We start from the raw sequence: 25,523 nt of genomic DNA, 5'->3' as shown, positions 1-25,523 counted from the left end.
TCCCTCATCGCGGCTTACCGCTGACGTTTGTTGTGCAGACCGAAGATGTGGGCAGTTTAAAAAAGATTAGCCAGTGCTTTTCACTATATAAGTGCCTATATTTGGCGACAATTCTCGGCAAAAACCCTTTTCACGGAGGCGCATCCCCTATGCGGACCAACACTCAGACCAAACGTGAGCTGGACAAGATCGACCGCAACATCCTGCGGATCCTGCAAGCGGACGGGCGTATCTCCTTCACCGAGCTGGGGGAAAAGGTCGGCCTCTCTACGACGCCCTGCACCGAGCGGGTACGGCGACTGGAGCGCGAAGGGATCATCATGGGCTACAACGCCCGCCTGAATCCGCAGCACCTGAAGGGTAGCCTGCTGGTGTTCGTGGAGATCAGCCTTGACTACAAATCCGGCGATACTTTCGAAGAGTTCCGACGCGCGGTGCTGAAACTGCCCCACGTGCTGGAATGCCATTTGGTGTCAGGGGATTTCGATTACCTGGTGAAAGCGCGGATTTCCGAGATGGCTTCCTACCGCAAACTGCTGGGCGACATCCTGCTCAAACTGCCGCATGTGCGCGAATCCAAGAGCTATATCGTGATGGAAGAAGTGAAAGAGAGCCTGAATCTGCCGATTCCGGATTGAGCCTGCACCGATCAGAGCCGAACGCAGAGCGTCCGATGAGGCATTCCCACGCAGAGCGTGGGAACGATCAAACCAACACCTGTCGGGTAGAAGCCATGTACTCATGAATCTGCTTCTCGACCCGCGGATGGATCAGCTCCACCGGCCGCCGGCCATTGGGGCATGGCAATGTCTGGGTGGTACCGAACAGCCGACAGATCAGCGGTCGTTCGTCATACACCGTGCAGCCATTGGGGCCCAGATGGACGCAATTGAGTTCATCCATCGCCGCATCCTGCTCGGCCCGGGTCTTGCGCGGCAGGCGGGACATTTCTTCGGGCGAGGTGGTCACCGGCCCACAGCAGTCATGGCAGCCGGGCACGCACTCGAAAGAGGGAATCTGTTGGCGCAGCGTGCGAATTTTCTGACTGTTGCAACTCATCGAAGCGGTGACCGAATACGAAATAGACCAGGATTCTGACGCAAAAGCCCCGATCCAGACAGCACCAACCGACCGGTGTTGCCCGCGTCCGAAGCGCCGGCTTATGCTCCGTCAACTTTTTCAAACACATGCCCCAGGATGACGCACATGAACGCCCCCGTTCAGCAACCTGCCTTACGCCATCAACACGCGGCTTCCTATTACGCCGCCAGCAGCCTGCCGCAGCCCGAGCTTGCGGTACTCGAAGGTGAGCGGGTTGCAGACGTGTGCGTGGTGGGCGGCGGGTTCTCCGGGCTGAACACAGCGATTGAATTGGCCGAACGCGGGTTCAGCGTGGTGCTGCTGGAAGCGCACAAGATCGGTTGGGGCGCCAGCGGACGCAATGGCGGGCAGTTGATTCGCGGCGTCGGGCATGGCCTCGATCAGTTCGCCAGCGTGATCGGCGTCGACGGTGTGCGTCAGATGAAACTGATGGGTCTGGAAGCGGTGGAAATCGTCCGACAGCGGATCGAGCGCTTTCAGATCCCTTGCGACCTGACCTGGGGCTACTGCGACCTCGCCAACAAGGCTCAAGAGCTGGAAGGCTTCGCCGAAGACGCCATCGAGCTGCACAGCCTCGGTTACCGCTACGAAACCCGTCTGCTGCAAGCTCACGAAATGCACAGGGTGGTGGGGTCCGATCGCTACGTCGGCGGTTTGATCGACATGGGCTCCGGGCATCTGCACCCTTTGAACCTGGCACTGGGCGAAGCGGTCGCCGCCGGGCAATTGGGTGTGAAGCTGTTCGAACAATCGGCGGTGACCCGCATCGATTACGGCCCCGAGGTCAAGGTCCATACCGCCCGAGGCACGGTTCGCGCGAAGACCCTGGTGCTGGGTTGCAACGCCTACCTCAACGATCTGAACCCGCAACTCGGTGGCAAGGTGCTGCCCGCCGGCAGCTACATCATCGCCACCGAACCCTTGAGTGCGGAACAGGCTCACGCCTTGTTACCGCAAAACATGGCGGTCTGCGATCAACGGGTGGCGCTGGACTATTACCGACTCTCGGCGGATCGACGCTTGCTGTTCGGCGGCGCCTGCCATTATTCAGGGCGCGACCCGAAAGACATCGCCGCGTACATGCGACCGAAGATGCTGGCGGTATTTCCGCAACTGGCCGGGGTGAACATCGACTATCAATGGGGCGGGATGATCGGCATCGGCGCCAATCGCCTGCCGCAGATCGGCCGGCTCAAGGAGCAGCCGAATGTGTATTACGCCCAGGCCTATTCCGGTCATGGGTTGAATGCCACGCATCTGGCGGGCAAGTTGTTGGCGGAAGCCATCAGCGGTCAGCACAGTGGAGGGTTCGATCTGTTCGCCAAAGTGCCGCATATCACCTTCCCGGGCGGCAAGCATTTGCGTTCGCCGTTGTTGGCGTTGGGGATGTTGTGGCATCGGATGAAGGAGTTGGTCTGAAAGATTTTCGGCGTCTGTGTCGACGCCTTCGCGGGCAAGCCTCGCTCCTACAGAGTCATGCGCGAAACTTGTAGGAGCGAGGCTTGCCCGCGAATGGATCTATAGACCGCCGCGATATTCAGATCTGCCAAAAAGGTTTAAGCCCCTCCTCCCGCGCCTGTTCCCGGCTCAATCCGACATCTCTGAGCTGCTCCGGCGTCAGCGTCAGCAACGCCTTGCGCGTGTGCAAACGATGCCAGAACAGGCCCCACCGACCCAGGCCGGACGGCGCGTTGCGCGTGACCGCCTCGCGTGCGCCGTTTTTTTGCCCTGCCGCCAGTTCCTGACTGTGTAACGTCAGCCGCACATCGCTCAAGCCGTTCATTTTCATTGCTCCTGTTTACTTGGGTAGCCAGAGCTTTCATGATGCGCGGGCGGCGAAAAGCATTACAGATTCAACGGTAGTGTATTAACTCCATACAGATTTTCCGTTTCAGCGTCTGAATCACACATTTTTGCCCCATCTGTACTGGTTAACCGAATCACCCACACCGAGACTGCGCCATGACCCTTTACGTCAACCTCGCCGAATTGCTCGGCACGCGTATCGAACAGGGCTTCTATCGCCCCGGCGACCGGTTGCCCTCGGTGCGAGCGCTGAGTGTCGAACACGGGGTCAGCCTGAGCACGGTGCAGCAGGCCTATCGAATGCTGGAAGACATCGGTCTGGCGATGCCCAAACCCAAGTCCGGTTATTTCGTACCGGTGAGTCGCGAGCTGCCGGAGCTGCCAGCGGTTGGCCGGCCGGCCCAACGGCCGGTGGATATCTCACAGTGGGATCAAGTGCTGGAATTGATCCGCGCCGTACCGCGCAAGGACGTCGTGCAACTGGGTCGCGGCATGCCGGACATCACCACGCCGACCATGAAACCGCTGCTGCGCAGCCTGGCGCGAATCAGCCGTCGGCAGGACATGCCAGGTCTGTATTACGACAACATCTACGGCACCCTTGAATTACGCGAGCAGATCGCTCGCCTGATGCTCGACTCCGGCTGCCAGTTGAGCGCCAACGATCTGGTGATCACGACCGGTTGCCACGAAGCGCTGTCCACCAGCATCCGTGCCATTTGCGAGCCGGGTGATATCGTCGCCGTGGATTCGCCGAGCTTTCACGGCGCCATGCAGACACTCAAAGGCCTGGGCATGAAAGCCCTGGAAATCCCCACCGACCCGCTCACCGGCATCAGCCTCGATGCGTTGGAACTGGCGTTGGAGCAATGGCCGATCAAAGCCATACAGTTGACCCCCAACTGCAACAACCCATTGGGCTACATCATGCCGGAGGCGCGCAAGCGTGCGCTGTTGACGCTCGCGCAGCGTTTCGACGTAGCGATTATCGAGGACGATGTGTATGGCGAACTGGCCTACACCTACCCTCGCCCGCGCACGATCAAATCCTTCGACGAAGACGGCCGCGTCCTGCTCTGCAGTTCCTTTTCCAAGACCTTGGCACCTGGCCTGCGCATTGGTTGGGTTGCACCGGGCCGATATCTGGAACGGGTGCTGCACATGAAGTACATCAGCACCGGGTCCACCGCGCCGCAACCGCAGATTGCAATTGCCGAGTTCCTCAAGGCCGGGCATTTCGAACCGCATTTACGGCGGATGCGCACGCAATACCAGCGCAACCGCGATGCGATGATCGACTGGGTGACCCGCTATTTCCCCGCTGGCACCCGGGCCAGCCGTCCGCAAGGCAGCTTCATGCTGTGGGTCGAATTGCCGGAGGGCTTCGACACCCTGAAACTCAATCGGGCACTGCATGATCAAGGCGTGCAGATTGCGGTCGGCAGTATCTTTTCCGCCTCGGGCAAATACCGCAATTGTCTGCGGATGAACTACGCTGCCAAAACAACTCCGCAGATCGAAGAAGCCGTGCGCAAGGTCGGAGCGACAGCCATCAAACTCTTGGCGCAAACCCACTGACCTTTCTTCGGGATGCGGCGTCCATATGCTAACCGCCACCATCCGGAATACGCTCCGTGAGAATCAGACAGCCCCTGCTTGCTCTTCTGTTACTCGCCTCGCTCCTCGGTGGTTGTACAACACTCAATGTCCCCCGCGAACCAAGTCAGGCCCTCCCCGCGACCGATTCGGCGTTCGGCCGCTCGATCCAGGCCCAGGCAGCTCCCTACAAGGGCCAATCGGGCTTTCGCTTGCTCTCCGATAGCGCCGAGGCCTTCACCGCCCGCGCCGAGCTTATTCGCATGGCTCAAAGCAGCCTCGATCTGCAGTACTACATCGTCAATGACGGCATCAGTACACGAATACTGGTGAGCGAATTGCTCAAGGCCGCCGACCGCGGCGTGCGAGTGCGGATTCTGCTCGACGACACCACCAGCGATGGCCTGGACCGAATCATCGCGACCCTCGCCGCACACCCGAAGATTCAGATCCGCGTGTTCAACCCGCTGCACCTGGGCCGCAGCACCGGCGTTACGCGAGCCATGGGCCGGTTCTTAAACCTGTCGCAGCAACACCGGCGCATGCACAACAAACTGTGGGTGGCGGACAACAGCGCGGCAATTGTTGGCGGGCGTAACCTGGGGGACGAGTATTTCGATGCCGAGCCTAACCTCAATTTCACCGACATCGACATGCTCAGTGTCGGCCCGGTTGCAGAGCAGTTGGGACACAGCTTCGACCAATACTGGAACAGCGCCCTGAGCAAGCCGATCGAGCAGTTCCTTTCGACCAGGCCGACAGCCAGGGATCTGAGAAATACCCGGACCCGACTGGACGAATCCCTGGAGGAAACACGCAAACAGGATCACGCGCTTTATCAGCAATTGATGGCCTATACCACTCAGCCGCGTCTGGATGCCTGGCGTCGGGAGCTGATCTGGGCCTGGAACCAGGCATTGTGGGACGCACCAAGCAAGGTGCTGTCCGACGGCGAACCTGACCCGCACTTGTTGTTGACCACCCAGTTGGCGCCCGAGCTCAATGGGGTCAGCAAAGAGCTGATCATGGTCTCGGCCTACCTCGTACCCGGCCAACCGGGGCTGGTTTACCTGACCGATCGCGCCGATGCCGGCGTATCGATCAGTGTGCTGACTAACTCACTGGAAGCCACCGACGTACCGGCCGCGCACGGTGGTTACGCACCTTATCGCAAAGCCTTGCTGGAGCATGGCGTGCAGCTGTTCGAATTACGCCGTCAGCCCGGCGACAATGGAGACAACGGCGGTAGCGGACCGAGCCTGTTTCACAGTGGCAGCAGCTCCTACCGCTCCGACTCCAGCCTGCACAGCAAGGCGATGATTTTCGACCGACAGAAAGCCTTTATCGGCTCGTTCAATTTCGACCCGCGCTCGGTACTTTGGAACACCGAAGTCGGGGTCCTGGTAGACAACCCGCAGCTCGCCGGGCGGGTGCGAGAACTGGCACTGGAGGGCATGGCACCCGCCCTCAGCTATCAAGCCCGGCTGGAAAAGGGGCAGATCGTCTGGGTCACCAAAGATGACGGCAAGCAGCGCACATTGACCAAAGAACCGGGGGGTTGGTGGCGACACTTCAATTCATGGCTCAGCAGCATGGTCGGCCTGGAACGAATGTTGTAGAGCGACTTTATGCAGCGTTCAGGCCGATTCGGCAACCACACCAAACGCCCCTTGCCGCGAGACCAGAATCACCAGCCCCAACGCGCCCGCCGCCATTAGCAACGGCAAGGCATGCCCGCTGATCCACTGACTCCCGGCACCGGCCGCCAAGGGCCCGATCAGGCAACCAATTCCCCATAGCTGTGCGATATGAGCATTGGCGCGCACCAAGGCATCGTCGCGATAACGCTCGCCAATCAAAATCAGCGACAAGGTGAACAAACCGCCGGCACTGGCGCCAAACAATACCCATAGCGGCCAGATCAGTAGCGTGTCGATCAATAGTGGAATGGCCAGGCTCGACAGCAGCAAAAGCATCGCACAGCCGGTGAACAACATACGCCGTGACAAGCGATCGGCCAGCGCGCCAATCGGCAATTGCAACAAAGCATCCCCCACCACCACTGTGCTGACCATGGCCAAGGCGATTTCCGTGGTGAAGCCCTGACGCAGGCAATAGACCGGCAACAAGGTCAAGATCATCGCTTCGAACGCTGCGAACAGCGACACCGCCCAGGCAATCGCCGGCAAGCCGCGGCAGAACGCCAACAGGTTACCCAAGGTCACGCTGCAGGCTTCGCTGGTGGGGGCGCCGCTGCGGCCCCACAACAGGAGCGGTGATGTCATCAGCAAACCGACGCCGACCCAAAAACCATAATCATGCTCGGTGCCCAGCGCCCCCAACAGTAACGGCCCGGCCAGTTGGCTCAACGCGTAACTGCTGCCATACAACGCCACCAGTCGACCGCGCCATTGCTCGACCACCAGTTGGTTGATCCAGCTTTCACCGAGGATGAAGACAAGCGTCAGGATCACCCCGATCATCAACCGCAACACCAGCCAGACCGGGTAGCTTGGCCACACGGCCAATAACCCGATGGACACCGCTCCGGCCCACAGGCACAGGCACATCAGATTGGCCGTGCCAAGACGGGCCGCAAGGTGGCTGGAGATCTTCGCCCCCAGCAGTACGCCAATGGCCGGCATCGCTGCCATCACGCCGATCGCGAACGAGCCGTAACCCCAGCCTTCCAGACGCAGCGACACCAAAGGCATGCTGACACCCAAGGCCAGGCCGACACTCAAGACAGACGCCAAAACGGCGAAATACGTCGCCCAACGCATGTTCCACGCTCCTGTGGATATTCTTATGTACAGCGCAAAAAACTGTGGGAGCGGGCTTGCCCGCTCCCACAGGGGATCGCGTCGTTCAGGCGCCCGATTTATTCGCGGGCTCCCTAACGGGCTTACAACTTGATCCAGGTCGCCTTCAGCTCGGTGTACTTGTCGAACGCATGCAGTGATTTGTCGCGACCATTGCCCGACTGTTTGAAACCACCGAACGGCGCGGTCATGTCGCCACCATCGTATTGATTGACCCACACGCTACCGGCACGCAAAGCCTTGGCGGTCAGATGAGCCTTGGAGATGTCGGCGGTCCAGACTGCAGCAGCCAGACCGTAAGGCGTGTCGTTGGCGATCTGGATGGCTTCTTCAGCGCTGTCGAAGGTGATGACCGACAACACCGGACCGAAGATTTCTTCCTGAGCAATTTTCATCGCGTTGCTCACGCCATCGAAAATCGTTGGCTCGACGTAAGTACCACCGGTTTCCTGAAGAATGCGCTTGCCGCCCGCCACCAGTTTCGCACCATCGGTGTGACCGGATTCGATGTAAGACAACACAGTGTTCATTTGCTGGGTATCCACCAGCGCACCGACATTGGTAGCCGGGTCCAGCGGATTGCCAGGTTTCCAGGTTTTCAGGGCCTCGATCACCAGCGGCAGGAATTTGTCCTTGATCGAACGCTCGACCAGCAGGCGCGAACCGGCGGTGCAGACCTCGCCCTGGTTGAAGGCGATGGCACCGGCGGCGGCTTCGGCGGCGGCTTGCAGGTCCGGCGCATCGGCAAACACGATGTTCGGGCTCTTGCCGCCAGCTTCCAGCCAAACGCGCTTCATGTTCGATTCGCCGGAGTAGATCAACAGTTGCTTGGCGATCTTGGTCGAACCGGTGAACACCAGCGTGTCGACGTCGTTGTGCAGGGCCAGGGCCTTGCCGACGGTGTGACCGTAGCCCGGCAACACGTTCAGCACACCTTTCGGGATACCGGCCTCAACCGCCAGCGCCGCGATGCGAATCGCCGTCAGCGGCGATTTTTCCGAAGGCTTGAGGATTACCGAGTTACCGGTGGACAGCGCCGGGCCGAGTTTCCAGCAGGCCATCATCAACGGGAAGTTCCAGGGCACGATCGCTCCAACCACGCCGACTGGCTCGCGAGTCACCAGACCCAACTGATCGTGCGGGGTGGCAGCGACTTCGTCATAGATCTTGTCGATGGCTTCGCCGCTCCAGCTCAGGGCTTGCGCCGCGCCGGGAACGTCGATGTACAGGGAATCGCTGATGGGCTTGCCCATGTCCAGGGTTTCGAGCAGGGCCAGCTCTTCGGCGTGCTGTTTGAGCAGGCCGGCAAAACGAATCATGGTGGCTTTGCGTTTGGTTGGCGCCAGGCGCGACCAGACGCCGGAATTGAAAGTGGCGCGAGCGTTGTCAACGGCACGCTGGGCGTCGGCGGCGTCACAGCTGGCAATCTTGCCCAGCAGACGGCCATCGACGGGGCTGATGCACTCGAAAGTCTCACCAGAGACTGCATCGGTGTATTCACCATTGATGTAGGCGCGGCCTTCGATCTTCAGATCGCGAGCCCGTTGTTCCCAGTCGGCACGAGTCAGGGTGGTCATTCGAGTGTCCTCCTCTTATTGAATACGAGTGCCCCCGCATTCTGCGCGGGCGCTGTCAGGAATTCTGCCCGGCCAGCCTGCTTTTTCGGCTCAAGGCAACCGTTACCCTAAACCAGCGGCCGGTGAAGTTTCAATATATTTGACACAAAGCCGGCAAACGGCCTTGCGATGTTCATTTTAATAAACATAGACTTTCAACTTTCCAGCGCAATCATGGGGGAATACCAGCATGAGCATTCAGGATATCGTCGATTTCAGCCAGGCCAACCCAAAGCCCGATCGTTATCGGCCCGACCCGGCAAAAATCCTCAAGGGCGACCCTGAGCAAGCGGTGTACAACCATTACAACAGCCCGTGCGGCCAGATGAATGCGGGTGTTTGGGAAGGCGAAGTCGGCCAATGGCTGGTGAACTACACCGAACATGAATACTGCGAAATCGTTCAGGGGGTTTCAGTGCTGCGCGACAACGATGGCAACGCCAAGACCCTGCGTGTGGGCGATCGTTTCGTAATCCCGGCTGGGTTCAAAGGCAGCTGGGAAGTGCTGGAGCCTTGCCGCAAGATTTATGTGGTGTTTGAACAGAAGGCCTGAAGATTTGTGTTGCTCGGGCCGGCCTCATCGCGGACAAACCCGCTCCACAGGGATCTGTGTCGATCATAAAACCTGTGGGAGCGGGCTTGCCCGCGATGAGGCCCTGCCAGACAACACCAACCCACAGGCAACAAAAAAGGCCCGTATCTCGCGATACGGGCCTTTTTCGTAAGAGAGAAAAATCAATTACTTGATTTTGCCTTCTTTGTAGATCACGTGCTTGCGAACAACCGGATCAAATTTCTTGATCTCGATTTTGTCCGGCGTAGTGCGCTTGTTCTTGTCGGTAGTGTAGAAGTGACCAGTACCGGCGCTCGAAATCAAACGAATCAATTCACGCATGATTAGCTCCCTTAGATCTTGCCAGCTTTGCGGATTTCGGCCAGCACGACAGTGATGCCACGCTTGTCGATGATACGCATGCCTTTGGCAGATACGCGCAGACGCACGAAACGTTTCTCTTCTTCAACCCAGAAGCGGTGATGCTGCAGGTTCGGCAGGAAACGACGACGGGTTTTGTTGTTTGCGTGGGAAATGTTATTCCCAGTCACCGGACCCTTACCGGTAACTTGACAGACTCTCGACATGCCTCAGCCCTCTAAAACCACATGCCCAACCCGGCATGGGTTGGCCGCTTAATCTCTCAGTCATTTGGCGCCAGGCGCCGCGTTTCTTTAAGGGTCTTACCGGCTACACCTACAAACGAAGGAACCGGGCCCCTAGAAAAGAGCGCTGCTTTATACCAGAAAGACTAGAGAGCAACAACAACCGGTGCACATTGAATTGATAAAAACCCGGTTTTTCGGGCGCCGAGTGCCTTGGACAAAGGCTGCGCCCGAAAATGACCGCTCGTCGCAGAGCATCGGCCAATCGGCCAATTCCAGGTTTTCCTCAACCATCACTCACCAAAAACAATCGTCCATACTCCCCTTAAAACGAAAAAGGGGATAGTCATTTGCAAAAGAGCCCACTAGGGTAAGCCTTTTCCAGACTGCACTTGCAGATGGGCCTTCGATCTGTAAAGGAATCCGACCATGCGCCTCGCTGCCCTACCGCTGCTGCTCGCACCGCTTCTACTGAGCCCACAGGCTATGGCTGCCGCCCTGAGCGTCTGCACCGAAGCCAGCCCGGAAGGGTTCGATGTGGTGCAATACAATTCGCTGACCACCACCAACGCCTCGGCAGACGTACTGATGGACCGCCTGGTGGACTTCGACACGGCCAGCGGCAAAGTGGTCGCCAGCCTGGCGGACAGCTGGGAAGTCACGCCCGACGGCCTGACTTACGTTTTCAAACTGCACCCGCAAGTGAAATTTCACCGCACCGAATACTTCAGCCCGACACGTGAACTGACCGCCGAAGATGTGAAGTTCAGCTTCGACCGCATGCTCGACCCGGCGAACCCATGGCACAAAGTTGCCCAGAGCGGCTTCCCGCACGCTCAGTCGATGCAGTTACCCGCGCTGATCAAGAAGATTGACGCATTGGACCCGCTGACCATCCGCTTCACCCTCGACCACCCGGACTCGACTTTCCTGCCCACCCTGAGCATGGGTTTCGCCTCGATCTATTCGGCCGAGTACGCGGACAAACTGCTGAAAGCCGGCACCCCGGAGAAACTCAACAGCCAGCCGATCGGCAGTGGCCCGTTCATCTTCACGCGCTTCCAGAAAGACGCCTCGATTCGTTACAAGGCCAACCCGGATTATTTCCGTGGCAAACCTTCGGTGGACCCGCTGATTTTCGCCATCACCCCGGATGCCAACGTGCGCTTGCAGAAGTTGCGCCGCAACGAGTGCCAGATCGCCCTGTCGCCCAAGCCTCTGGACGTACAGGCCGCGCTGAAAGAGCCAACCCTGAAAGTCGAAAAGACTGACGCTTTCATGACCGCATTCGTCGGCATCAACAGCCAGCATCCACCGCTGGACAAACCTGAAGTACGCCAGGCGATCAATCTCGCGTTCGATAAGGCCAATTACGTCAAGGCCGTGTTCGAAGACACCGCCGAACCCGCCAACGGCCCCTATCCGCCCAATACCTGGAGCTACGCCAAAGGCTTGCCGGGCTACTCACATGACGTCGAAAAGGCCCGCGCGTTGATGGCCAAGGCCGGTCTCAAGAATGGTTTCCAGACCACCATCTGGACCCGCCCATCCGGCAGCCTGCTCAACCCCAATCCGAGTCTCGGCGCGCAATTGCTGCAGTCCGATCTGGCGGAAATCGGCATCCAGGCCGAGATTCGTGTGATCGAATGGGGCGAGCTGATTCGCCGCGCCAAGGCCGGCGAACACGATCTGCTGTTCATGGGCTGGGCTGGTGATAACGGCGACCCGGATAACTTCCTCACGCCGCAGTTTTCCTGCGCGGGGGTCAAGTCCGGCACCAACTTCGCCCGCTACTGCAATCACGACCTGGACAAACTGATCAGCGCCGGCAAGACCACCGGCGAACAAGGTGTCCGCACAAAGCTCTACGAACAGGCCCAGGCGCAGATCCAGCAGCAGGCATTGTGGCTGCCACTGGCGCATCCGACTGCGTTTGCGTTGACGCGCAAGAATGTCGAGGGTTATCAGGTCAGCCCGTTCGGCCGGCAGGACTATTCAAAAATCAGCTTCAAGCCATAAGCTACAAGCGGCAAGCTCAAGCATTCCGCGCACTGCTCTGGCTTGCCGCTTGAAACTCGAAGCTTACCGCTGCTTCCCTTACATCCACCCATACTCGGCCATGGACAGCGGATCGCCGTCACCGACGATGAAATGATCGAGCACCCGCACATCGATCAGGTCCAGCGCCTCTTGCAGGCGCTTGGTCAGCATTCGGTCTGCCTGACTGGGGTCGGGATTACCCGACGGATGGTTGTGGCACAGGATCAGCGCCGCGGCGTTATGGGCCAGGGCGCGTTTGACCACCTGCCGTGGATAGACGCTGGTGTTGTCGATGGAGCCGCGGAACAGCGCTTCGAATGCTAATACCCGGTGTTTGGAATCCAGAAACAGGCAGCCAAACACCTCGTGGAGCTCATGACGGAGCATCGACTTCAGGTAATCACGGACAACCTGCGGATTTTCCAGCGCCGACTTGTAGCGCGAGCGTTCAGCCAAATGCCGTCTGCCCATTTCCTGGACGGCCTGCAATTGAGCGAATTTCGCGGGTCCGAGCCCTAATTGTTTGCTGAATGTTTTTTGATCAGCCTCCAGTAGCGAGCGCAGGCCGCCAAACTGACTCAACAAGTGTCGTGCCAGGTCTACCGCACTCTTGCCGGATACACCGGTACGCAAAAAAATCGCCAACAGTTCGGCGTCGGAAAGACTCGTCGGGCCTAATTCCAGTAACCTCTCCCGCGGCCGCTCGGCCGCCGGCCAATCGCGAATGCTCATAACACCTCCATGTCTGTGGGCGCCGCTGTTCCGTAGCGGTCGCTGTGATATCGTAGCCCATCTTTTTTGCGGGCGATTTCACTCCTGGGGAGGGGGTATCGCAACGCAGTCATCAACGAAATGAAAGGCAGACCTATGCAGCGGCTGTATCGGAAACGCATCGTTCTGGGCGTCGGCGGCGGTATTGCTGCCTACAAGAGCGCCGAGCTGGTTCGCCGCCTGATCGACCAGGGCGCCGAAGTACGCGTGGTCATGACCCGTGGCGGCAGCGAATTCATTACCCCGCTGACCATGCAGGCCTTGTCCGGGCATCCGGTCCATCTCGATTTGCTGGACCCTGCGGCCGAAGCCGCGATGGGCCACATCGAGCTGGCCAAATGGGCCGATCTGGTACTGATCGCCCCCGCCACCGCGGACCTGATTGCCCGGCTGGCCCAGGGCATCGCCGACGACCTGCTGACCACGCTGGTGCTGGCCACCGACGCGGTGGTGGCCGTTGCTCCGGCGATGAACCAGGCCATGTGGCGCGACCCAGCAACCCAAGCCAATCTGCAAACCCTCGAAAGCCGCAACTTCAAAGTCTTCGGTCCGGCCTCTGGCAGCCAGGCCTGCGGCGACGTCGGCATGGGCCGCATGCTCGAAGCCACCGACCTCGCCCAGTGCGCGGCTGAGTGCTTCCAGCGCCAGGCGCTGACCGGCAAGCACGTGTTGATCACCGCCGGCCCGACCCAGGAAAACATCGACCCGGTGCGCTACATCACCAACCACAGCTCCGGCAAAATGGGCTTTGCCCTGGCCGAAGCCGCGGTAGAAGCCGGCGCCCGTGTAACCTTGATCACCGGTCCCGTGCACCTGCCGACCCCGGATCGCGTCACGCGTATCGACGTGGTCAGTGCCCGCGACATGCTCGCCGCCTGTGAAGCGTCGATACCTTGCGACCTGTTCATCGCCTCGGCTGCGGTCGCGGACTACCGCCCGGAAGTCGTCGCCCCACAGAAACTCAAGAAAGATCCTACGAACGGCGACGGCTTGTTGCTACAGATGGTGCGCAACCCGGACATCCTGGCCACCATCGCCACCCGTCCTGACCGCCCGTTCAGTGTCGGTTTCGCCGCCGAAACCGAACATTTGCTCGATTACGCTGCCCGCAAGTTGAAAGACAAGAACCTCGATCTGATCGTCGCCAATGACGTCGCGAACCCGAGTATTGGCTTCAACAGCGAAGAAAACGCCTGCAGCGTGATCGACCGTGAGCTGCACGCCACACTCTTCGCCCAGACCAGCAAGAGCAAAATCGCTCGCCAGCTGATCACCTTTATCGCCGAACGTCTGAACCAGGTTTAATTTACATGCACGCTTTGCAAGCCAAGATCCTCGATCCTCGCATCGGTACTGAATTCCCGCTGCCGCAGTACGCCACGCCAGGCTCCGCCGGCCTCGACCTGCGCGCCATGCTGGAAAAAGACACCGTTATCAAGCCCGGCGAAACCCTGCTGATTCCGACAGGCTTGTCTGTCTACATTGGCGATCCAGGTTTGGCCGCGCTGATCCTGCCGCGCTCCGGCCTTGGCCATAAGCACGGTATCGTGCTGGGCAATCTGGTCGGCCTGATCGACTCCGATTACCAGGGCCCGCTGATGGTGTCGTGCTGGAACCGTGGCCAGACCGATTTCAACATGGTGGTAGGCGAACGCCTGGCACAATTGGTGCTGGTACCGGTCGTTCAAGCGCATTTTGAAATGGTCGAAGAATTTGTCGAAACCCAGCGCGGCACCGGCGGTTTCGGACACTCGGGCAGCCATTGACCATCGGCATTCAGGCCGGGAACCCTGCCCGGCCTGAATGCCCTCTGCATTTTAAGGATGAAAATTGCAAAGACGTCATCTGGAAGGTTTACCACTGGAAATCAAGGCATTGGCCGGCCAATTGCTTGCCAATGCTGATGGCATGGCCTTTTCGCACCACGAACTCTCTGCCGAAAACGCCGTCATACCCTTCAGTTTGAGCCAGCCCACGCGCTTTTCGCAGGCTTGTCCAACCACTTTAGAGATGGAGCATTTCCAGAAATGAGCACCCAAGCCCAAGTCGCACCCACGTTCCCCGACAGCATTTTCCGCGCCTACGACATTCGTGGCACCGTCCCGGAATTCTTGAACGCTGAAACCGCTTATTGGCTTGGTCGCGCCATCGGCTCCCAGAGCCTGGCCCAGAACGAACCCAACGTATCCGTCGGCCGTGACGGTCGCCTGTCCGGCCCGGAGCTGGTGGAACAACTGATCCAGGGCCTGGCCGACAGCGGCTGCCACGTCAGCGACGTCGGCCTGGTGCCAACCCCCGCGCTGTACTATGCCGCCAACGTATTGGCCGGCAAATCCGGCGTGATGCTCACCGGCAGCCACAACCCGTCGAACTACAACGGCTTCAAGATCGTCATTGCTGGCGACACGCTGGCCAATGAACAGATCCAGGCCCTGCACGAACGCCTCAAGACCAACAATCTGAGCAGCGGCAAGGGCAGCATCACCCAGGTCGAGATCCTCGACCGTTACAACACGGAAATCGTCCAGGACATCAAACTCGCACGCCGCCTGAAAGTGGTGGTCGATTGCGGTAACGGCGCGGCCGGTGTAATCGCCCCGCAGCTGATCGAAGCCCTGAACTGCGACGTCATCCCGTTGTTCTGTGAAGTCGACGGCAATTTCCCGAACCACCACCCGGACCCGGGCAAACCTGAAAACCTCGTCGACCTGATCGCCAAGGTCAAGGAAACCAACGCCGACCTGGGCCTGGCTTTCGATGGCGACGGCGACCGTGTGGGCGTCGTGACCAACACCGGCAGCATTGTCTTCCCTGATCGCCTGTTGATGCTGTTCGCCCGCGACGTCGTGGCGCGCAACCCGAATGCGGAAATCATCTTCGACGTCAAATGCACCCGCCGCCTGATCCCGCTGATCAAGGAATATGGCGGTCGGCCGCTGATGTGGAAAACCGGTCACTCGCTGATCAAAAAGAAAATGAAACAGTCCGGCGCCCTGTTGGCAGGCGAAATGAGCGGGCACATCTTCTTCAAGGAGCGCTGGTTCGGTTTCGATGATGGCATTTATGCCGCTGCACGGCTGCTGGAGATCCTCAGCAAGGAAAAATCCACCGCGGAAGAGCTGTTCGCCACCTTCCCGAACGATATTTCTACGCCAGAGATCAATATCCATGTGACCGAAGAGAGCAAATTCAGCATCATTGATGCTCTGCACGATGCGCAGTGGGGCGAAGGCGCCGACCTGACCACCATTGACGGCGTGCGAGTCGACTACGCCAAAGGCTGGGGCCTGGTTCGCGCCTCCAACACCACACCGGTGCTGGTGCTGCGCTTCGAGGCCGATGACGAGGCTGAACTGCAGCGCATCAAGGATGTGTTCCACGCCCAGCTGAAGCGCGTTGCACCTGATCTCCAATTACCGTTTTGATCTATTGATGCACCCGGAGCCCTGAATGACCCTCGAACGCGAAGCCGCCGCCAACACCGCCAAGGTCCTGTCCGAAGCGCTGCCTTACATTCGCCGCTATGTCGGCAAGACGCTGGTGATCAAATACGGCGGCAACGCGATGGAAAGCGAGGAGCTGAAAACCGGCTTCGCCCGCGATATCGTGCTGATGAAAGCCGTGGGCATCAATCCGGTGGTAGTTCACGGTGGCGGTCCGCAAATCGGCGACCTGCTCAAGCGCCTGTCGATCGAGAGCCACTTCATCGATGGTATGCGCGTGACTGACGCGCAAACCATGGACGTGGTGGAAATGGTCCTTGGCGGCCAGGTCAACAAAGACATCGTCAACCTGATCAACCGTCATGGCGGCAGCGCCATTGGCCTGACCGGTAAAGATGCCGAGCTGATTCGCGCGAAAAAGCTCACTGTCACCCGTCAGACACCGGAAATGACCCAGCCGGAGATCATCGACATCGGCCACGTTGGTGAAGTGGTCGGAATCAACACCGACCTGTTGAACCTGCTGGTCAAAGGCGACTTCATTCCGGTGATCGCGCCAATCGGTGTCGGCGCCAACGGCGAGTCGTACAACATCAACGCTGACCTGGTGGCCGGTAAAGTGGCCGAAGCGCTGAAAGCTGAAAAGCTGATGCTGCTGACCAACATCGCCGGCCTGATGGACAAATCGGGCACGGTTCTGACCGGCCTGACGACCCAACAGGTCGATGACCTGATCGCCGACGGCACGATCTACGGCGGCATGCTGCCGAAGATCCGTTGCGCGCTGGAAGCGGTACAAGGCGGTGTGGGCAGCTCGTTGATCATCGATGGCCGGGTGCCAAACGCGATTCTGCTGGAAATCTTCACCGATACCGGTGTGGGCACCTTGATCAGCAATCGCAAGCGTCACTGATTCAAACCTTAAAAAGATCGCAGCCTTCGGCAACTCCTATGGATGTACGAATATTCCGTAGGAGCAGACGAAGTCTGCGATCTTTTTTATGCGCGCAGGAAATGCCTGACCTGACTAAGCGAAACGTCTGACATCGCGAAGTAACCAATCTGCATAGGATCTTCCCTGAGCCACAGGAGATCTACTCATGCAAAAAGACTATGTTCCATACGGCAGCGATGTTTCACCTGGCACCTATGCCTGCGTCGATTGCGGCCATGAATACTCGAATCAAGCCAAGACCTCGATGCCGCCCTGCCCGCAGATCCGCAAAACCGCACACACCCGCCATGGCTGGAAAATCCTGACCGGCCAGGGCGATGCCGTTGCTGATCCGTACCCGCAAAAAACGGATAAACCCGCCGGGATCAAAAAGGCCGAGACGCTCAGCACCACCAGCAAAGAATAATTCTGGAGGACCAAGCCACCACGCGGCCTTTCAACGATCGACGTCCAGGCACTTTGGCCCGAAACAAAAGGAATCGGCATTCAACTGAGAGGGAAATGGCGAAGATTGCACTGACAACAAAAGACCCCGCTCAGACTGGCTGAGCGGGGTCTTTTTTTGCCTGTCATCCCTGTGGGCGAGCGCTTGCCGCCCACAAAAGATGCGATTACACGCCAAATTGGGCGCGGTAGGCTTCAACTGCTGGCAGGTGTTGCTTGAGCTGCGGGTCATCTGCCAGGAACTCGAGCACCTGATTCAGCGAAACAATGCTGATCACCGGGATACCGAAGTCACGCTCCACTTCCTGGATGGCCGACAACTCGCCGTTGCCTCGTTCCTGACGGTTGAGGGCGATCAGCACGCCGGCAGCCTTGGCGCCCTCCTGGGAGGCAATGATCTGCATCACTTCCCGAATAGCGGTGCCTGCGGTGATCACGTCGTCGATGATCAGCACATCGCCGGTCAATGGCGCGCCGACCAGACTGCCGCCTTCGCCGTGGGCCTTGGCTTCCTTGCGGTTGAAGCACCATGGCAGATCACGGCCATGATGTTCGGCCAACGCGACGGCGGTAGTCGCCGCCAATGGGATGCCTTTGTAGGCCGGGCCAAACAGCACGTCGAACGAAATTCCGCTCTCGACGATGGCTGCCGCATAGAAACGGCCCAGCTGCGCCAGGGCAGAACCCGAGTTGAACAGGCCGGCATTGAAGAAGTAAGGACTGGTGCGTCCGGACTTCAGGGTGAACTCACCGAAGCGCAAAACGCCACGATCAATGGCAAAACGAATGAAGTCGCGCTGATACGCTTGCATGAAAAAACCCCAAATACCACGGATTTAGCTAATTAGGTAGACGCCGTGTATCATACCCGCACGCGATTTTTGGGGCCACTTATGCGGATCATCAGTGTGAACGTCAATGGTATTCAGGCTGCAGTCGAGCGTGGTTTGCTCAGTTGGCTGCAAGCACAGAATGCTGACGTCATCTGCCTGCAGGACACCCGCGCCTCCGCCTTTGAACTGGACGATCCAGCCTTCCAACTGGATGGCTACTTCCTTTATGCCTGCGAAGCCGAAGTTCCCGCCCAAGGTGGCGTAGCTTTGTACTCGCGGTTGCAACCGAAGGCAGTCATCAGCGGTCTCGGCTTCGAGACAGCCGACCGCTACGGGCGTTACCTGCAAGCCGATTTCGACAAGGTCAGCATCGCGACCTTGCTGCTCCCTTCGGGGCAGAACGGCGATGAAGATTTGAACCAGAAGTTCAAGCTAATGGACGACTTCGCCCGTTATCTGGATAAACAGCGACGCAAACGTCGCGAGTACATTTATTGTGGCTCGCTGTACGTGGCGCAACAGAAGCTGGATATCAAGAACTGGCGCGACAGCCAGCAATCTCCGGGCTTCCTGGCACCTGAACGTGCCTGGATGGACGAGATTGTCGGCAACATGGGTTATGTCGATGCCCTGCGTGAAGTCAGCCGTGAAGGCGACCAGTACAGCTGGTGGCCGGACAACGAACAGGCCGAGATGCTCAATCTGGGCTGGCGTTTCGACTACCAGTTGCTGACCCCGGGCCTGCGCCGCTTTGTACGCAGCGCACGCCTGCCACGTCAGCCACGGTTCTCGCAGCACGCACCGCTGATCGTGGACTACGACTGGACGCTGACAATCTAAGCGTCTTTTCGCAGATGCAAAAAAGCCGACTTCACTGTCGGCTTTTTTGTGCGCTTGATTCCTGTAGGAGCGAGGCTTGCCCGCGAAAGCGATTTAACAGCCAGTATATATGCTGGATGTGCTGGCCTCTTCGCGGGCAAGCCTCGCTCCTACAGAGGATTGCGGCGCTTACTTGATCAGGCGCCAGGTGAATGGATACCGGTAAGGGAACCCTTCATTGGCTTTCACGCCCGCAATGATCGTCAGCACCAGCGCACCAATCGCGACCAGACCAAACAGGAAGAACCCGACGATCACCACCATCAGCAGGAAGCAGATGGCGGAAGCAATGGCGACGGTGATCTGAAAGTTCAACGCCTCCTTGCCTTGTGCATCGATGAACGGGTCGGACTCGCGCTTCATCTGCCAGAGAATCAGCGGCCCGATCAGCGTACCGAACGGCAGCCAGATCCCCAGCAAGGCGGACAGGTGACAAAACATCGCCCACTGACGAACCTCTCGGCTCGGTGTGGGTAGCGGCAGTTGCTCGTCACTCATGGCGTCCTCCTTGCGTGGAGCGGGTCCGATCAGTCGGCCAGTGCAGCCTTCTGCAGTTCGAAGATCTCGATCATGCCTTTTTTCGCCAGTGCCAGCATTGCGTTCAATTCTTCCGGCTGGAACGGCGCGCCTTCGGCAGTGCCTTGAACTTCGATAAAGCCGCCAGTGCTGGTCATCACCACATTGAGGTCAGTTTCGGCAGCGGAATCTTCCAGGTAGTCGAGGTCAAGTACAGGCTCGCCCTGGTACATGCCCACCGAAACGGCAGCGATCATTTGCTTGAGCGGGTCGCCACCTTTGAGGCCGCCGCGCTTCTTGATCACTTTCAGGGCGTCGATCAATGCAACCATCGCACCGGTGATGGACGCGGTGCGGGTGCCGCCGTCAGCCTGGATCACGTCGCAGTCGACATACAGGGTGACGTCGCCCAGTTTGGACATGTCCAGCGCAGCGCGCAGGGAGCGGCCGATCAAACGCTGGATCTCCAGCGTACGGCCGCCTTGCTTGCCGCGGCTCGCTTCACGCTGGTTACGCTCGCCGGTGGCGCGCGGCAGCATGCCGTATTCGGCAGTCAACCAGCCTTGGCCCTGGCCTTTGAGGAAACGCGGCACGCCGTTTTCGACACTGACGGTGCAGATGACTTTGGTATCACCGAACTCGACCAGTACAGATCCCTCGGCGTGTTTGGTGTAGTTGCGGGTAATGCGGATCGAGCGGAGCTGATCGGCAGCGCGACCACTTGGACGTTTCATAGGGATTACCTGTACGGAGGACGGAAAACTGCCGAGCATTATAGAGCCGTGGGCCGCCGCTGGGCACTTCTAAAAAAAACGCCCGACGATTGAAGCCCCTGAATAGAGCTTAGCCGACGGCCTGCAGCTCTTTGTCACAGCGTGTGTTTGGGCGCATCCGCCCCACTGCGCTACAATCCTGCGCCTTTGCTGCCTGTCGGCTTTAATTCACAGATAGCGGGTCCGCGAAACCATGGGTTATGCGCCGACCTGCATTGCGAGGTACTTCCATGGTGCACAGCATGACCGCCTTCGCCCGCGTCGAAAAAGCCGGCGCCCAGGGCACCCTGAGCTGGGAATTGCGCTCGGTCAACAGCCGCTACCTGGAACCCCACCTGCGCCTGCCGGAATCTTTCCGTGACCTCGAAGGCGCAGTCCGCGAAGCCCTGCGCCAGGGACTGTCCCGGGGCAAGCTCGAATGCACCCTGCGCTTTACCGAAGAAAGTACCGGCAAACCGCTGCAAGTGGACCGTGAACGCGCTGCGCAACTGGTCGCTGCCGCCGAGACAGTCGCCAGTCTGATCAAGAACCCCGCTGCGCTGAACCCGCTGGAAGTCCTGGCCTGGCCCGGCGTATTGGTGGCCGACGCCGCCGACCCGCAAGCGCTGAATGCCGAAGCCCTGGCGCTGTTTCATCAGGGCCTGAAAGAGCTCAAGGCCGGACGCGAGCGCGAAGGCACTGAGCTGGCGCGATTGATCGACGAACGCCTGACCTCTATTGAAGGGGATGTGGTGATCCTGCGTGAGCTGGTGCCGCTGATGCTCGCCACCCAGCGCCAGAAAGTCCTCGACCGCTTCACCGACATGAAGGCCGACCTCGACCCGCAGCGACTGGAGCAGGAAATGGTCATGCTCGCGCAAAAGAGCGACGTCGCCGAAGAACTGGATCGCCTGAGCACTCACATCATTGAAGTTCGCCGGGTGCTCAAGTCCGGCGGCGCTGCCGGCCGGCGCCTGGACTTCCTGATGCAGGAACTCAACCGCGAAGCCAACACACTGGGCTCCAAAGCCTTCGACCCGCGCAGCACCCAGGCAGCGGTCAACCTCAAAGTGTTGATCGAGCAGATGCGCGAACAAGTGCAGAATATTGAGTAAGGCAAACCCGACATGACCCACAGCACCGGCACCCTGTACATCATTTCCGCCCCTTCGGGCGCGGGCAAGAGCAGTCTGGTCAAAGCCCTGACCGACGCTGACCAGGACATCCGTGTCTCGGTCTCCCACACCACCCGCGCCATGCGCCCCGGTGAAGTGAACGGCGTGAACTACCACTTCGTCGAACGCAGCGAGTTCGTGAAGATGATCGAGCACGGGGACTTCCTCGAGCGCGCCGAAGTGTTCGGCAATCTCTATGGCACCTCACAAAGCCACCTGCAGCAGACCCTGGATGAAGGCCACGACCTGATTCTGGAAATCGACTGGCAGGGCGCAGAACAAGTGCGCAAGTTGATGCCCCAGGCCCGTTCGATCTTCATTCTGCCGCCGTCCCTGGAAGCCTTGCGTCAGCGCCTGAACAATCGCGGCCAGGACAGCAACGAGGTCATCGAAGGCCGGATGCGTGAAGCTGTCAGCGAAATGAGCCACTACGTCGACTACGACTACCTGATCATCAACGACGATTTCGCCCACGCGCTGCGCGATTTGCAGGCGATTTTCCGCGCCAATCAACTGCATCAAAAGCGTCAGCAGCAGCGCCACGGTAAATTATTGGCTGAACTGCTCGACTAAACAGCCCTTCCCAAAAGCGCTGCAAGGGCTTTACATTGGCACTTATAGCGCGTTGAAGGGCCTGGTCAAAAAATCAGCGCTTCCCTAATCGCTGGTGATTTTTTAAACTGTTGAGTCCGCTCGCCCAACCGGGCAGCGCGCATATTGCATTCGCTCCGAGGAATACCATGGCCCGCGTAACCGTTGAAGACTGCCTAGAACACGTGGAAAACCGCTTTGAGCTGGTCATGCTCTCTACCAAGCGTGCCCGTCAACTGGCCACCGGCGGCAAAGAGCCCCTGGTTCAGTGGGAAAACGACAAGCCTACTGTTGTAGCACTGCGTGAAATCGCTGAAGGCCTGATGAGCTACGAGTTCATCGCCAACGCTGAAATCGTCGAAGACGAACCGCTGTTCGCAGCGTTCGAGGACGAGTCCAACGAGGCAGTATAAGGCCATGCCCGGTCGACGTAGCACGGCGCGGAGTCACAACGAACGGCAGGAATCATCATGCCGAGCATAGACGCCCTCGCCGATCGCTTATCGACCTACCTCGGCAAGGACCAGGTCAATCTGGTCCGCCGAGCGTACTTCTACGCCGAACAAGCCCACGATGGCCAACGCCGCCGTAGCGGTGAGGCGTACGTCACGCATCCTCTTGCAGTGGCGAATATTCTTGCCGACATGCACATGGACCATCAGAGCCTGATGGCGGCCATGCTGCATGACGTGATCGAAGACACCGGTATTGCCAAGGAAGCGCTGCAAGCGCAGTTCGGCGAAACCGTGGCCGAACTGGTCGACGGGGTCAGCAAACTGACCCAGATGAACTTCGAGACCAAGGCCGAAGCCCAGGCCGAAAACTTCCAGAAAATGGCCATGGCCATGGCGCGCGATATTCGCGTGATCCTGGTCAAGCTGGCCGACCGCCTGCATAACATGCGCACCCTGGAAGTACTGTCCGGCGAAAAGCGCCGGCGGATCGCCAAGGAAACCCTGGAAATCTATGCGCCCATCGCCAACCGGCTGGGCATGCACGCCATTCGCATAGAGTTCGAAGACCTCGGTTTCAAAGCCATGCACCCGATGCGTTCCGCGCGGATCAACCAGGCGGTCAAACGCGCCCGGGGCAACCGCAAGGAAATCGTCAACAAGATCGAAGAGTCCCTCAGCCACTGCCTGGCCATCGATGGCATCCAGGGCGAGGTCAGCGGTCGTCAGAAACACCTCTACGGCATCTACAAGAAAATGCGCGGCAAGCGTCGGGCCTTCAACGAAATCATGGACGTGTACGCGTTCCGGATCATCGTCGACAAGGTCGATACCTGCTACCGCGTGCTGGGTGCCGTGCACAATTTGTACAAACCGTTGCCGGGGCGCTTCAAGGATTACATCGCGATCCCCAAGGCCAACGGCTACCAGTCGCTGCACACCACGCTGTTCGGCATGCATGGCGTACCGATCGAAATCCAGATCCGCACCCGCGAAATGGAAGAGATGGCCAACAACGGCATCGCCGCCCATTGGCTGTACAAATCCAGCGGCGACGAGCAGCCCAAAGGCACTCACGCCCGTGCCCGCCAGTGGGTCAAAGGCGTGCTGGAAATGCAGCAACGGGCCGGCAACTCGCTGGAATTCATCGAGAGCGTGAAGATCGACCTGTTCCCGGACGAGGTCTACGTATTCACGCCCAAAGGCCGAATCATGGAGCTGCCCAAAGGCTCCACGGCGGTCGACTTCGCTTATGCAGTGCACACCGACGTGGGCAACAGCTGCATTGCCTGCCGGATCAATCGTCGTCTCGCACCGCTGTCCGAACCGCTGCAAAGCGGCTCCACGGTCGAGATCGTCAGCGCCCCCGGCGCGCGGCCGAATCCGGCATGGCTTAATTTTGTGGTTACTGGCAAGGCGCGAACCCACATCCGTCATGCGTTGAAACTGCAGCGCCGTTCCGAGTCGATCAGCCTCGGCGAACGCCTGCTGAATAAGGTACTCAACGGTTTCGACAGTTCCCTGGAAAAAATCCCGGCCGAACGCGTGCAGTTGATGCTCCACGAATACCGCCTCGAACTGATCGAAGACCTGCTCGAAGACATTGGCCTGGGCAATCGCATGGCTTACGTGGTCGCCCGTCGCCTGCTTGGCGAAGGTGAACAACTGCCGAGCCCGGAAGGCCCGCTGGCGATTCGTGGCACCGAAGGTCTGGTGCTCAGTTACGCCAAGTGCTGCACGCCGATTCCGGGCGACCCGATTGTCGGCCATCTGTCCGCGGGCAAAGGCATGGTGGTGCACCTGGACAATTGCCGTAACATCAGCGAGATCCGTCACAACCCGGAAAAATGCATCCAGCTCTCGTGGGCCAAGGATGTCACCGGCGAATTCAATGTCGAGCTGCGTGTCGAACTGGAACACCAGCGCGGCCTGATCGCCCTGCTGGCCAGCAGCGTCAACGCGGCCGACGGCAATATCGAAAAAATCAGCATGGACGAACGCGACGGTCGTATCAGCGTGGTCCAACTGGTGGTCAGCGTGCACGACCGCGTGCACCTGGCCCGCGTGATCAAGAAACTGCGCGCCCTGACCGGGGTCATCCGCATCACCCGCATGCGCGCGTAGCCCATCCCTTACAAGGAGTCATACATGACCAAGACCGTTATCAACAGCGACAAGGCCCCGGCCGCCATCGGTACTTATTCCCAGGCGATCAAGGCTGGTAACACCGTTTACATGTCGGGTCAGATTCCTCTGGACCCAAAAACCATGGAACTGGTTGAAGGCTTCGAGGCCCAGACCGTCCAGGTGTTCGAGAACCTCAAAGCCGTGGCTGAAGCGGCCGGTGGTTCGTTCAAGGACATCGTCAAACTGAACATCTTCCTCACCGACCTGAGCCACTTCGCCAAGGTCAACGAGATCATGGGCAAGTACTTCGAGCAACCTTACCCAGCCCGCGCCGCCATCGGCGTAGCCGCCCTGCCAAAGGGTTCGCAGGTTGAAATGGATGCCATTCTGGTCATCGAGTAATGTGTCCGGCGCAGTCCGTTAAAGGCTGCGCCGATCTTGCTTTG

The 25,523-nt window shown here is 59.2% G+C and carries 27 protein-coding genes and 1 pseudogene; 18 read left to right on the top strand and 10 right to left on the bottom strand.

All coding sequences use genetic code 11. The features are described 5' to 3' along the window. Nucleotides 1-149: 149 nt before the first annotated feature. On the top strand, nucleotides 150-638 hold the full coding sequence (locus FHW68_RS13170; RefSeq protein ID WP_003206849.1) for an Lrp/AsnC ligand binding domain-containing protein: 489 nt from the start codon (nucleotides 150-152) through the stop codon (nucleotides 636-638). A 67-nt stretch (nucleotides 639-705) separates the two neighbouring features. Here the strand turns inward: FHW68_RS13170 and FHW68_RS13165 are convergent, their stop codons facing one another. Beyond that, nucleotides 706-1,059, bottom strand: a complete 354-nt coding sequence (locus FHW68_RS13165; RefSeq protein ID WP_095633604.1) for a YkgJ family cysteine cluster protein — start codon at nucleotides 1,057-1,059, stop codon at nucleotides 706-708. Between the two features lie 147 nt (nucleotides 1,060-1,206). Between FHW68_RS13165 and FHW68_RS13160 the strand changes: the two genes are divergently transcribed. Further along, a complete protein-coding gene (locus tag FHW68_RS13160; protein WP_183680710.1) occupies nucleotides 1,207-2,520 on the top strand; it encodes an FAD-binding oxidoreductase in 1,314 nt (437 codons plus the stop codon). 118 nt (nucleotides 2,521-2,638) lie between these two features. Here the strand turns inward: FHW68_RS13160 and FHW68_RS13155 are convergent, their stop codons facing one another. After that, entirely contained in the window at nucleotides 2,639-2,884 is a 246-nt protein-coding gene (locus FHW68_RS13155) for a DUF1127 domain-containing protein (protein WP_095633606.1), read from the bottom strand. Nucleotides 2,885-3,063: 179 nt separating this feature from the next. Between FHW68_RS13155 and FHW68_RS13150 the strand changes: the two genes are divergently transcribed. Further along, nucleotides 3,064-4,485: a PLP-dependent aminotransferase family protein gene (locus FHW68_RS13150; protein ID WP_095633607.1), complete on the top strand. Its 1,422-nt coding sequence runs from the start codon at nucleotides 3,064-3,066 to the stop codon at nucleotides 4,483-4,485. Nucleotides 4,486-4,541: 56 nt separating this feature from the next. Further along, nucleotides 4,542-6,122 (top strand): phospholipase D family protein, encoded by a 1,581-nt coding sequence (locus FHW68_RS13145; RefSeq protein WP_183680709.1) that lies wholly within the window; start codon nucleotides 4,542-4,544, stop codon nucleotides 6,120-6,122. 18 nt (nucleotides 6,123-6,140) lie between these two features. On the opposite strand, the gene FHW68_RS13140 is transcribed toward FHW68_RS13145, so the two are convergent. Together FHW68_RS13140 and FHW68_RS13135 are read right to left on the bottom strand one after the other, a co-directional pair. Next, nucleotides 6,141-7,286, bottom strand: coding sequence for an MFS transporter (locus FHW68_RS13140; protein ID WP_183680707.1), 1,146 nt, complete (start codon nucleotides 7,284-7,286; stop codon nucleotides 6,141-6,143). Nucleotides 7,287-7,408: 122 nt separating this feature from the next. Then, nucleotides 7,409-8,902 carry an aldehyde dehydrogenase gene (locus FHW68_RS13135; protein WP_183680705.1) on the bottom strand — a complete coding sequence of 498 codons (1,494 nt, stop codon included), beginning with the start codon at nucleotides 8,900-8,902 and terminating at the stop codon, nucleotides 7,409-7,411. Between the two features lie 229 nt (nucleotides 8,903-9,131). On the opposite strand from FHW68_RS13135, the gene FHW68_RS13130 reads away from it, so the two are divergent. Further along, entirely contained in the window at nucleotides 9,132-9,494 is a 363-nt protein-coding gene (locus FHW68_RS13130) for a cupin domain-containing protein (protein ID WP_095633611.1), read from the top strand. A 186-nt stretch (nucleotides 9,495-9,680) separates the two neighbouring features. On the opposite strand, the gene rpmG is transcribed toward FHW68_RS13130, so the two are convergent. Together rpmG and rpmB are read right to left on the bottom strand one after the other, a co-directional pair. After that, entirely contained in the window at nucleotides 9,681-9,836 is a 156-nt protein-coding gene (gene rpmG, locus FHW68_RS13125; RefSeq protein WP_007894709.1) for a 50S ribosomal protein L33, read from the bottom strand. 11 nt (nucleotides 9,837-9,847) lie between these two features. Then, nucleotides 9,848-10,081, bottom strand: a complete 234-nt coding sequence (gene rpmB, locus FHW68_RS13120; RefSeq protein WP_007894701.1) for a 50S ribosomal protein L28 — start codon at nucleotides 10,079-10,081, stop codon at nucleotides 9,848-9,850. Between the two features lie 447 nt (nucleotides 10,082-10,528). On the opposite strand from rpmB, the gene FHW68_RS13115 reads away from it, so the two are divergent. After that, a complete protein-coding gene (locus FHW68_RS13115) occupies nucleotides 10,529-12,118 on the top strand; it encodes an ABC transporter substrate-binding protein (protein WP_095633612.1) in 1,590 nt (529 codons plus the stop codon). Between the two features lie 78 nt (nucleotides 12,119-12,196). Here the strand turns inward: FHW68_RS13115 and radC are convergent, their stop codons facing one another. After that, a complete protein-coding gene (radC, locus tag FHW68_RS13110; protein WP_095633613.1) occupies nucleotides 12,197-12,871 on the bottom strand; it encodes a RadC family protein in 675 nt (224 codons plus the stop codon). 135 nt (nucleotides 12,872-13,006) lie between these two features. On the opposite strand from radC, the gene coaBC reads away from it, so the two are divergent. From coaBC to FHW68_RS13080, 6 genes and pseudogenes are all read left to right on the top strand, one after another. After that, entirely contained in the window at nucleotides 13,007-14,215 is a 1,209-nt protein-coding gene (gene coaBC / locus FHW68_RS13105) for a bifunctional phosphopantothenoylcysteine decarboxylase/phosphopantothenate--cysteine ligase CoaBC (RefSeq protein ID WP_095633614.1), read from the top strand. 5 nt (nucleotides 14,216-14,220) lie between these two features. Further along, a complete protein-coding gene (dut, locus tag FHW68_RS13100) occupies nucleotides 14,221-14,676 on the top strand; it encodes a dUTP diphosphatase (protein ID WP_007894692.1) in 456 nt (151 codons plus the stop codon). A gap of 64 nt (nucleotides 14,677-14,740) precedes the next feature. Further along, nucleotides 14,741-14,941, top strand: coding sequence for a hypothetical protein (locus FHW68_RS13095; RefSeq protein WP_095633615.1), 201 nt, complete (start codon nucleotides 14,741-14,743; stop codon nucleotides 14,939-14,941). After that, nucleotides 14,932-16,335 (top strand): annotated as a pseudogene (locus FHW68_RS13090) (phosphomannomutase/phosphoglucomutase); the annotation flags it as partial. The gene FHW68_RS13095 and the pseudogene FHW68_RS13090, both read left to right, overlap by 10 nt. 25 nt (nucleotides 16,336-16,360) lie before the next feature. Then, nucleotides 16,361-17,266 carry an acetylglutamate kinase gene (argB, locus tag FHW68_RS13085; RefSeq protein WP_007894690.1) on the top strand — a complete coding sequence of 302 codons (906 nt, stop codon included), beginning with the start codon at nucleotides 16,361-16,363 and terminating at the stop codon, nucleotides 17,264-17,266. A gap of 187 nt (nucleotides 17,267-17,453) precedes the next feature. After that, on the top strand, nucleotides 17,454-17,714 hold the full coding sequence (locus tag FHW68_RS13080) for a hypothetical protein (protein ID WP_183680701.1): 261 nt from the start codon (nucleotides 17,454-17,456) through the stop codon (nucleotides 17,712-17,714). Nucleotides 17,715-17,919: 205 nt separating this feature from the next. Here FHW68_RS13080 and pyrE read toward each other — a convergent pair whose 3' ends face one another. Beyond that, on the bottom strand, nucleotides 17,920-18,564 hold the full coding sequence (gene pyrE, locus FHW68_RS13075; protein ID WP_095633618.1) for an orotate phosphoribosyltransferase: 645 nt from the start codon (nucleotides 18,562-18,564) through the stop codon (nucleotides 17,920-17,922). 81 nt (nucleotides 18,565-18,645) lie between these two features. Between pyrE and FHW68_RS13070 the strand changes: the two genes are divergently transcribed. Then, entirely contained in the window at nucleotides 18,646-19,425 is a 780-nt protein-coding gene (locus FHW68_RS13070) for an exodeoxyribonuclease III (protein ID WP_007934608.1), read from the top strand. Between the two features lie 168 nt (nucleotides 19,426-19,593). Here FHW68_RS13070 and FHW68_RS13065 read toward each other — a convergent pair whose 3' ends face one another. Both FHW68_RS13065 and rph read right to left on the bottom strand, forming a co-directional pair. After that, nucleotides 19,594-19,962, bottom strand: coding sequence for a DUF4870 domain-containing protein (locus FHW68_RS13065; RefSeq protein WP_008073410.1), 369 nt, complete (start codon nucleotides 19,960-19,962; stop codon nucleotides 19,594-19,596). 29 nt (nucleotides 19,963-19,991) lie between these two features. Then, entirely contained in the window at nucleotides 19,992-20,714 is a 723-nt protein-coding gene (rph, locus tag FHW68_RS13060) for a ribonuclease PH (protein ID WP_095633619.1), read from the bottom strand. A 269-nt stretch (nucleotides 20,715-20,983) separates the two neighbouring features. Here rph and FHW68_RS13055 point away from each other — a divergent pair, with 269 nt between their 5' ends. The 5 genes from FHW68_RS13055 (at nucleotide 20,984) to FHW68_RS13035 (ending at nucleotide 25,479) form a co-directional block, all read left to right on the top strand. Next, nucleotides 20,984-21,847, top strand: coding sequence for a YicC/YloC family endoribonuclease (locus tag FHW68_RS13055; RefSeq protein ID WP_095633620.1), 864 nt, complete (start codon nucleotides 20,984-20,986; stop codon nucleotides 21,845-21,847). 12 nt (nucleotides 21,848-21,859) lie between these two features. Next, nucleotides 21,860-22,480: a guanylate kinase gene (gene gmk, locus FHW68_RS13050; RefSeq protein ID WP_095633621.1), complete on the top strand. Its 621-nt coding sequence runs from the start codon at nucleotides 21,860-21,862 to the stop codon at nucleotides 22,478-22,480. A 167-nt stretch (nucleotides 22,481-22,647) separates the two neighbouring features. After that, on the top strand, nucleotides 22,648-22,911 hold the full coding sequence (gene rpoZ, locus FHW68_RS13045) for a DNA-directed RNA polymerase subunit omega (RefSeq protein ID WP_003177259.1): 264 nt from the start codon (nucleotides 22,648-22,650) through the stop codon (nucleotides 22,909-22,911). 57 nt (nucleotides 22,912-22,968) lie between these two features. Next, a complete protein-coding gene (gene spoT, locus FHW68_RS13040) occupies nucleotides 22,969-25,074 on the top strand; it encodes a bifunctional GTP diphosphokinase/guanosine-3',5'-bis pyrophosphate 3'-pyrophosphohydrolase (RefSeq protein ID WP_007894658.1) in 2,106 nt (701 codons plus the stop codon). Nucleotides 25,075-25,098: 24 nt separating this feature from the next. Next, nucleotides 25,099-25,479, top strand: coding sequence for a RidA family protein (locus FHW68_RS13035; protein ID WP_095633622.1), 381 nt, complete (start codon nucleotides 25,099-25,101; stop codon nucleotides 25,477-25,479). Nucleotides 25,480-25,523: the final 44 nt, after the last annotated feature.

This window comes from Pseudomonas sp. Tn43 (genome assembly GCF_014192635.1).
Taxonomy (GTDB): domain Bacteria; phylum Pseudomonadota; class Gammaproteobacteria; order Pseudomonadales; family Pseudomonadaceae; genus Aquipseudomonas.
The sequence above is the reverse complement of the archived record's forward strand: the minus strand, read 5'-3'. Positions and strand labels throughout refer to the sequence as shown.

Excerpts from the sequence above, each read along its gene's own strand:
- FHW68_RS13170 (WP_003206849.1), top strand. The coding sequence starts at position 150 with ATGCGGACCAACACTCAGACCAAACGTGAGCTGGACAAGATCGACCGC.
- FHW68_RS13165 (WP_095633604.1), bottom strand. The coding sequence starts at position 1,059 with ATGAGTTGCAACAGTCAGAAAATTCGCACGCTGCGCCAACAGATTCCC.
- FHW68_RS13160 (WP_183680710.1), top strand. The coding sequence starts at position 1,207 with ATGAACGCCCCCGTTCAGCAACCTGCCTTACGCCATCAACACGCGGCT.
- FHW68_RS13155 (WP_095633606.1), bottom strand. The coding sequence starts at position 2,884 with ATGAACGGCTTGAGCGATGTGCGGCTGACGTTACACAGTCAGGAACTG.
- FHW68_RS13150 (WP_095633607.1), top strand. The coding sequence starts at position 3,064 with ATGACCCTTTACGTCAACCTCGCCGAATTGCTCGGCACGCGTATCGAA.
- FHW68_RS13140 (WP_183680707.1), bottom strand. The coding sequence starts at position 7,286 with ATGCGTTGGGCGACGTATTTCGCCGTTTTGGCGTCTGTCTTGAGTGTC.
- FHW68_RS13135 (WP_183680705.1), bottom strand. The coding sequence starts at position 8,902 with ATGACCACCCTGACTCGTGCCGACTGGGAACAACGGGCTCGCGATCTG.
- FHW68_RS13130 (WP_095633611.1), top strand. The coding sequence starts at position 9,132 with ATGAGCATTCAGGATATCGTCGATTTCAGCCAGGCCAACCCAAAGCCC.
- rpmG (WP_007894709.1), bottom strand. The coding sequence starts at position 9,836 with ATGCGTGAATTGATTCGTTTGATTTCGAGCGCCGGTACTGGTCACTTC.
- rpmB (WP_007894701.1), bottom strand. The coding sequence starts at position 10,081 with ATGTCGAGAGTCTGTCAAGTTACCGGTAAGGGTCCGGTGACTGGGAAT.
- FHW68_RS13115 (WP_095633612.1), top strand. The coding sequence starts at position 10,529 with ATGCGCCTCGCTGCCCTACCGCTGCTGCTCGCACCGCTTCTACTGAGC.
- radC (WP_095633613.1), bottom strand. The coding sequence starts at position 12,871 with ATGAGCATTCGCGATTGGCCGGCGGCCGAGCGGCCGCGGGAGAGGTTA.
- coaBC (WP_095633614.1), top strand. The coding sequence starts at position 13,007 with ATGCAGCGGCTGTATCGGAAACGCATCGTTCTGGGCGTCGGCGGCGGT.
- dut (WP_007894692.1), top strand. The coding sequence starts at position 14,221 with ATGCACGCTTTGCAAGCCAAGATCCTCGATCCTCGCATCGGTACTGAA.
- argB (WP_007894690.1), top strand. The coding sequence starts at position 16,361 with ATGACCCTCGAACGCGAAGCCGCCGCCAACACCGCCAAGGTCCTGTCC.
- FHW68_RS13080 (WP_183680701.1), top strand. The coding sequence starts at position 17,454 with ATGCAAAAAGACTATGTTCCATACGGCAGCGATGTTTCACCTGGCACC.
- pyrE (WP_095633618.1), bottom strand. The coding sequence starts at position 18,564 with ATGCAAGCGTATCAGCGCGACTTCATTCGTTTTGCCATTGATCGTGGC.
- FHW68_RS13070 (WP_007934608.1), top strand. The coding sequence starts at position 18,646 with ATGCGGATCATCAGTGTGAACGTCAATGGTATTCAGGCTGCAGTCGAG.
- FHW68_RS13065 (WP_008073410.1), bottom strand. The coding sequence starts at position 19,962 with ATGAGTGACGAGCAACTGCCGCTACCCACACCGAGCCGAGAGGTTCGT.
- rph (WP_095633619.1), bottom strand. The coding sequence starts at position 20,714 with ATGAAACGTCCAAGTGGTCGCGCTGCCGATCAGCTCCGCTCGATCCGC.
- FHW68_RS13055 (WP_095633620.1), top strand. The coding sequence starts at position 20,984 with ATGGTGCACAGCATGACCGCCTTCGCCCGCGTCGAAAAAGCCGGCGCC.
- gmk (WP_095633621.1), top strand. The coding sequence starts at position 21,860 with ATGACCCACAGCACCGGCACCCTGTACATCATTTCCGCCCCTTCGGGC.
- rpoZ (WP_003177259.1), top strand. The coding sequence starts at position 22,648 with ATGGCCCGCGTAACCGTTGAAGACTGCCTAGAACACGTGGAAAACCGC.
- spoT (WP_007894658.1), top strand. The coding sequence starts at position 22,969 with ATGCCGAGCATAGACGCCCTCGCCGATCGCTTATCGACCTACCTCGGC.
- FHW68_RS13035 (WP_095633622.1), top strand. The coding sequence starts at position 25,099 with ATGACCAAGACCGTTATCAACAGCGACAAGGCCCCGGCCGCCATCGGT.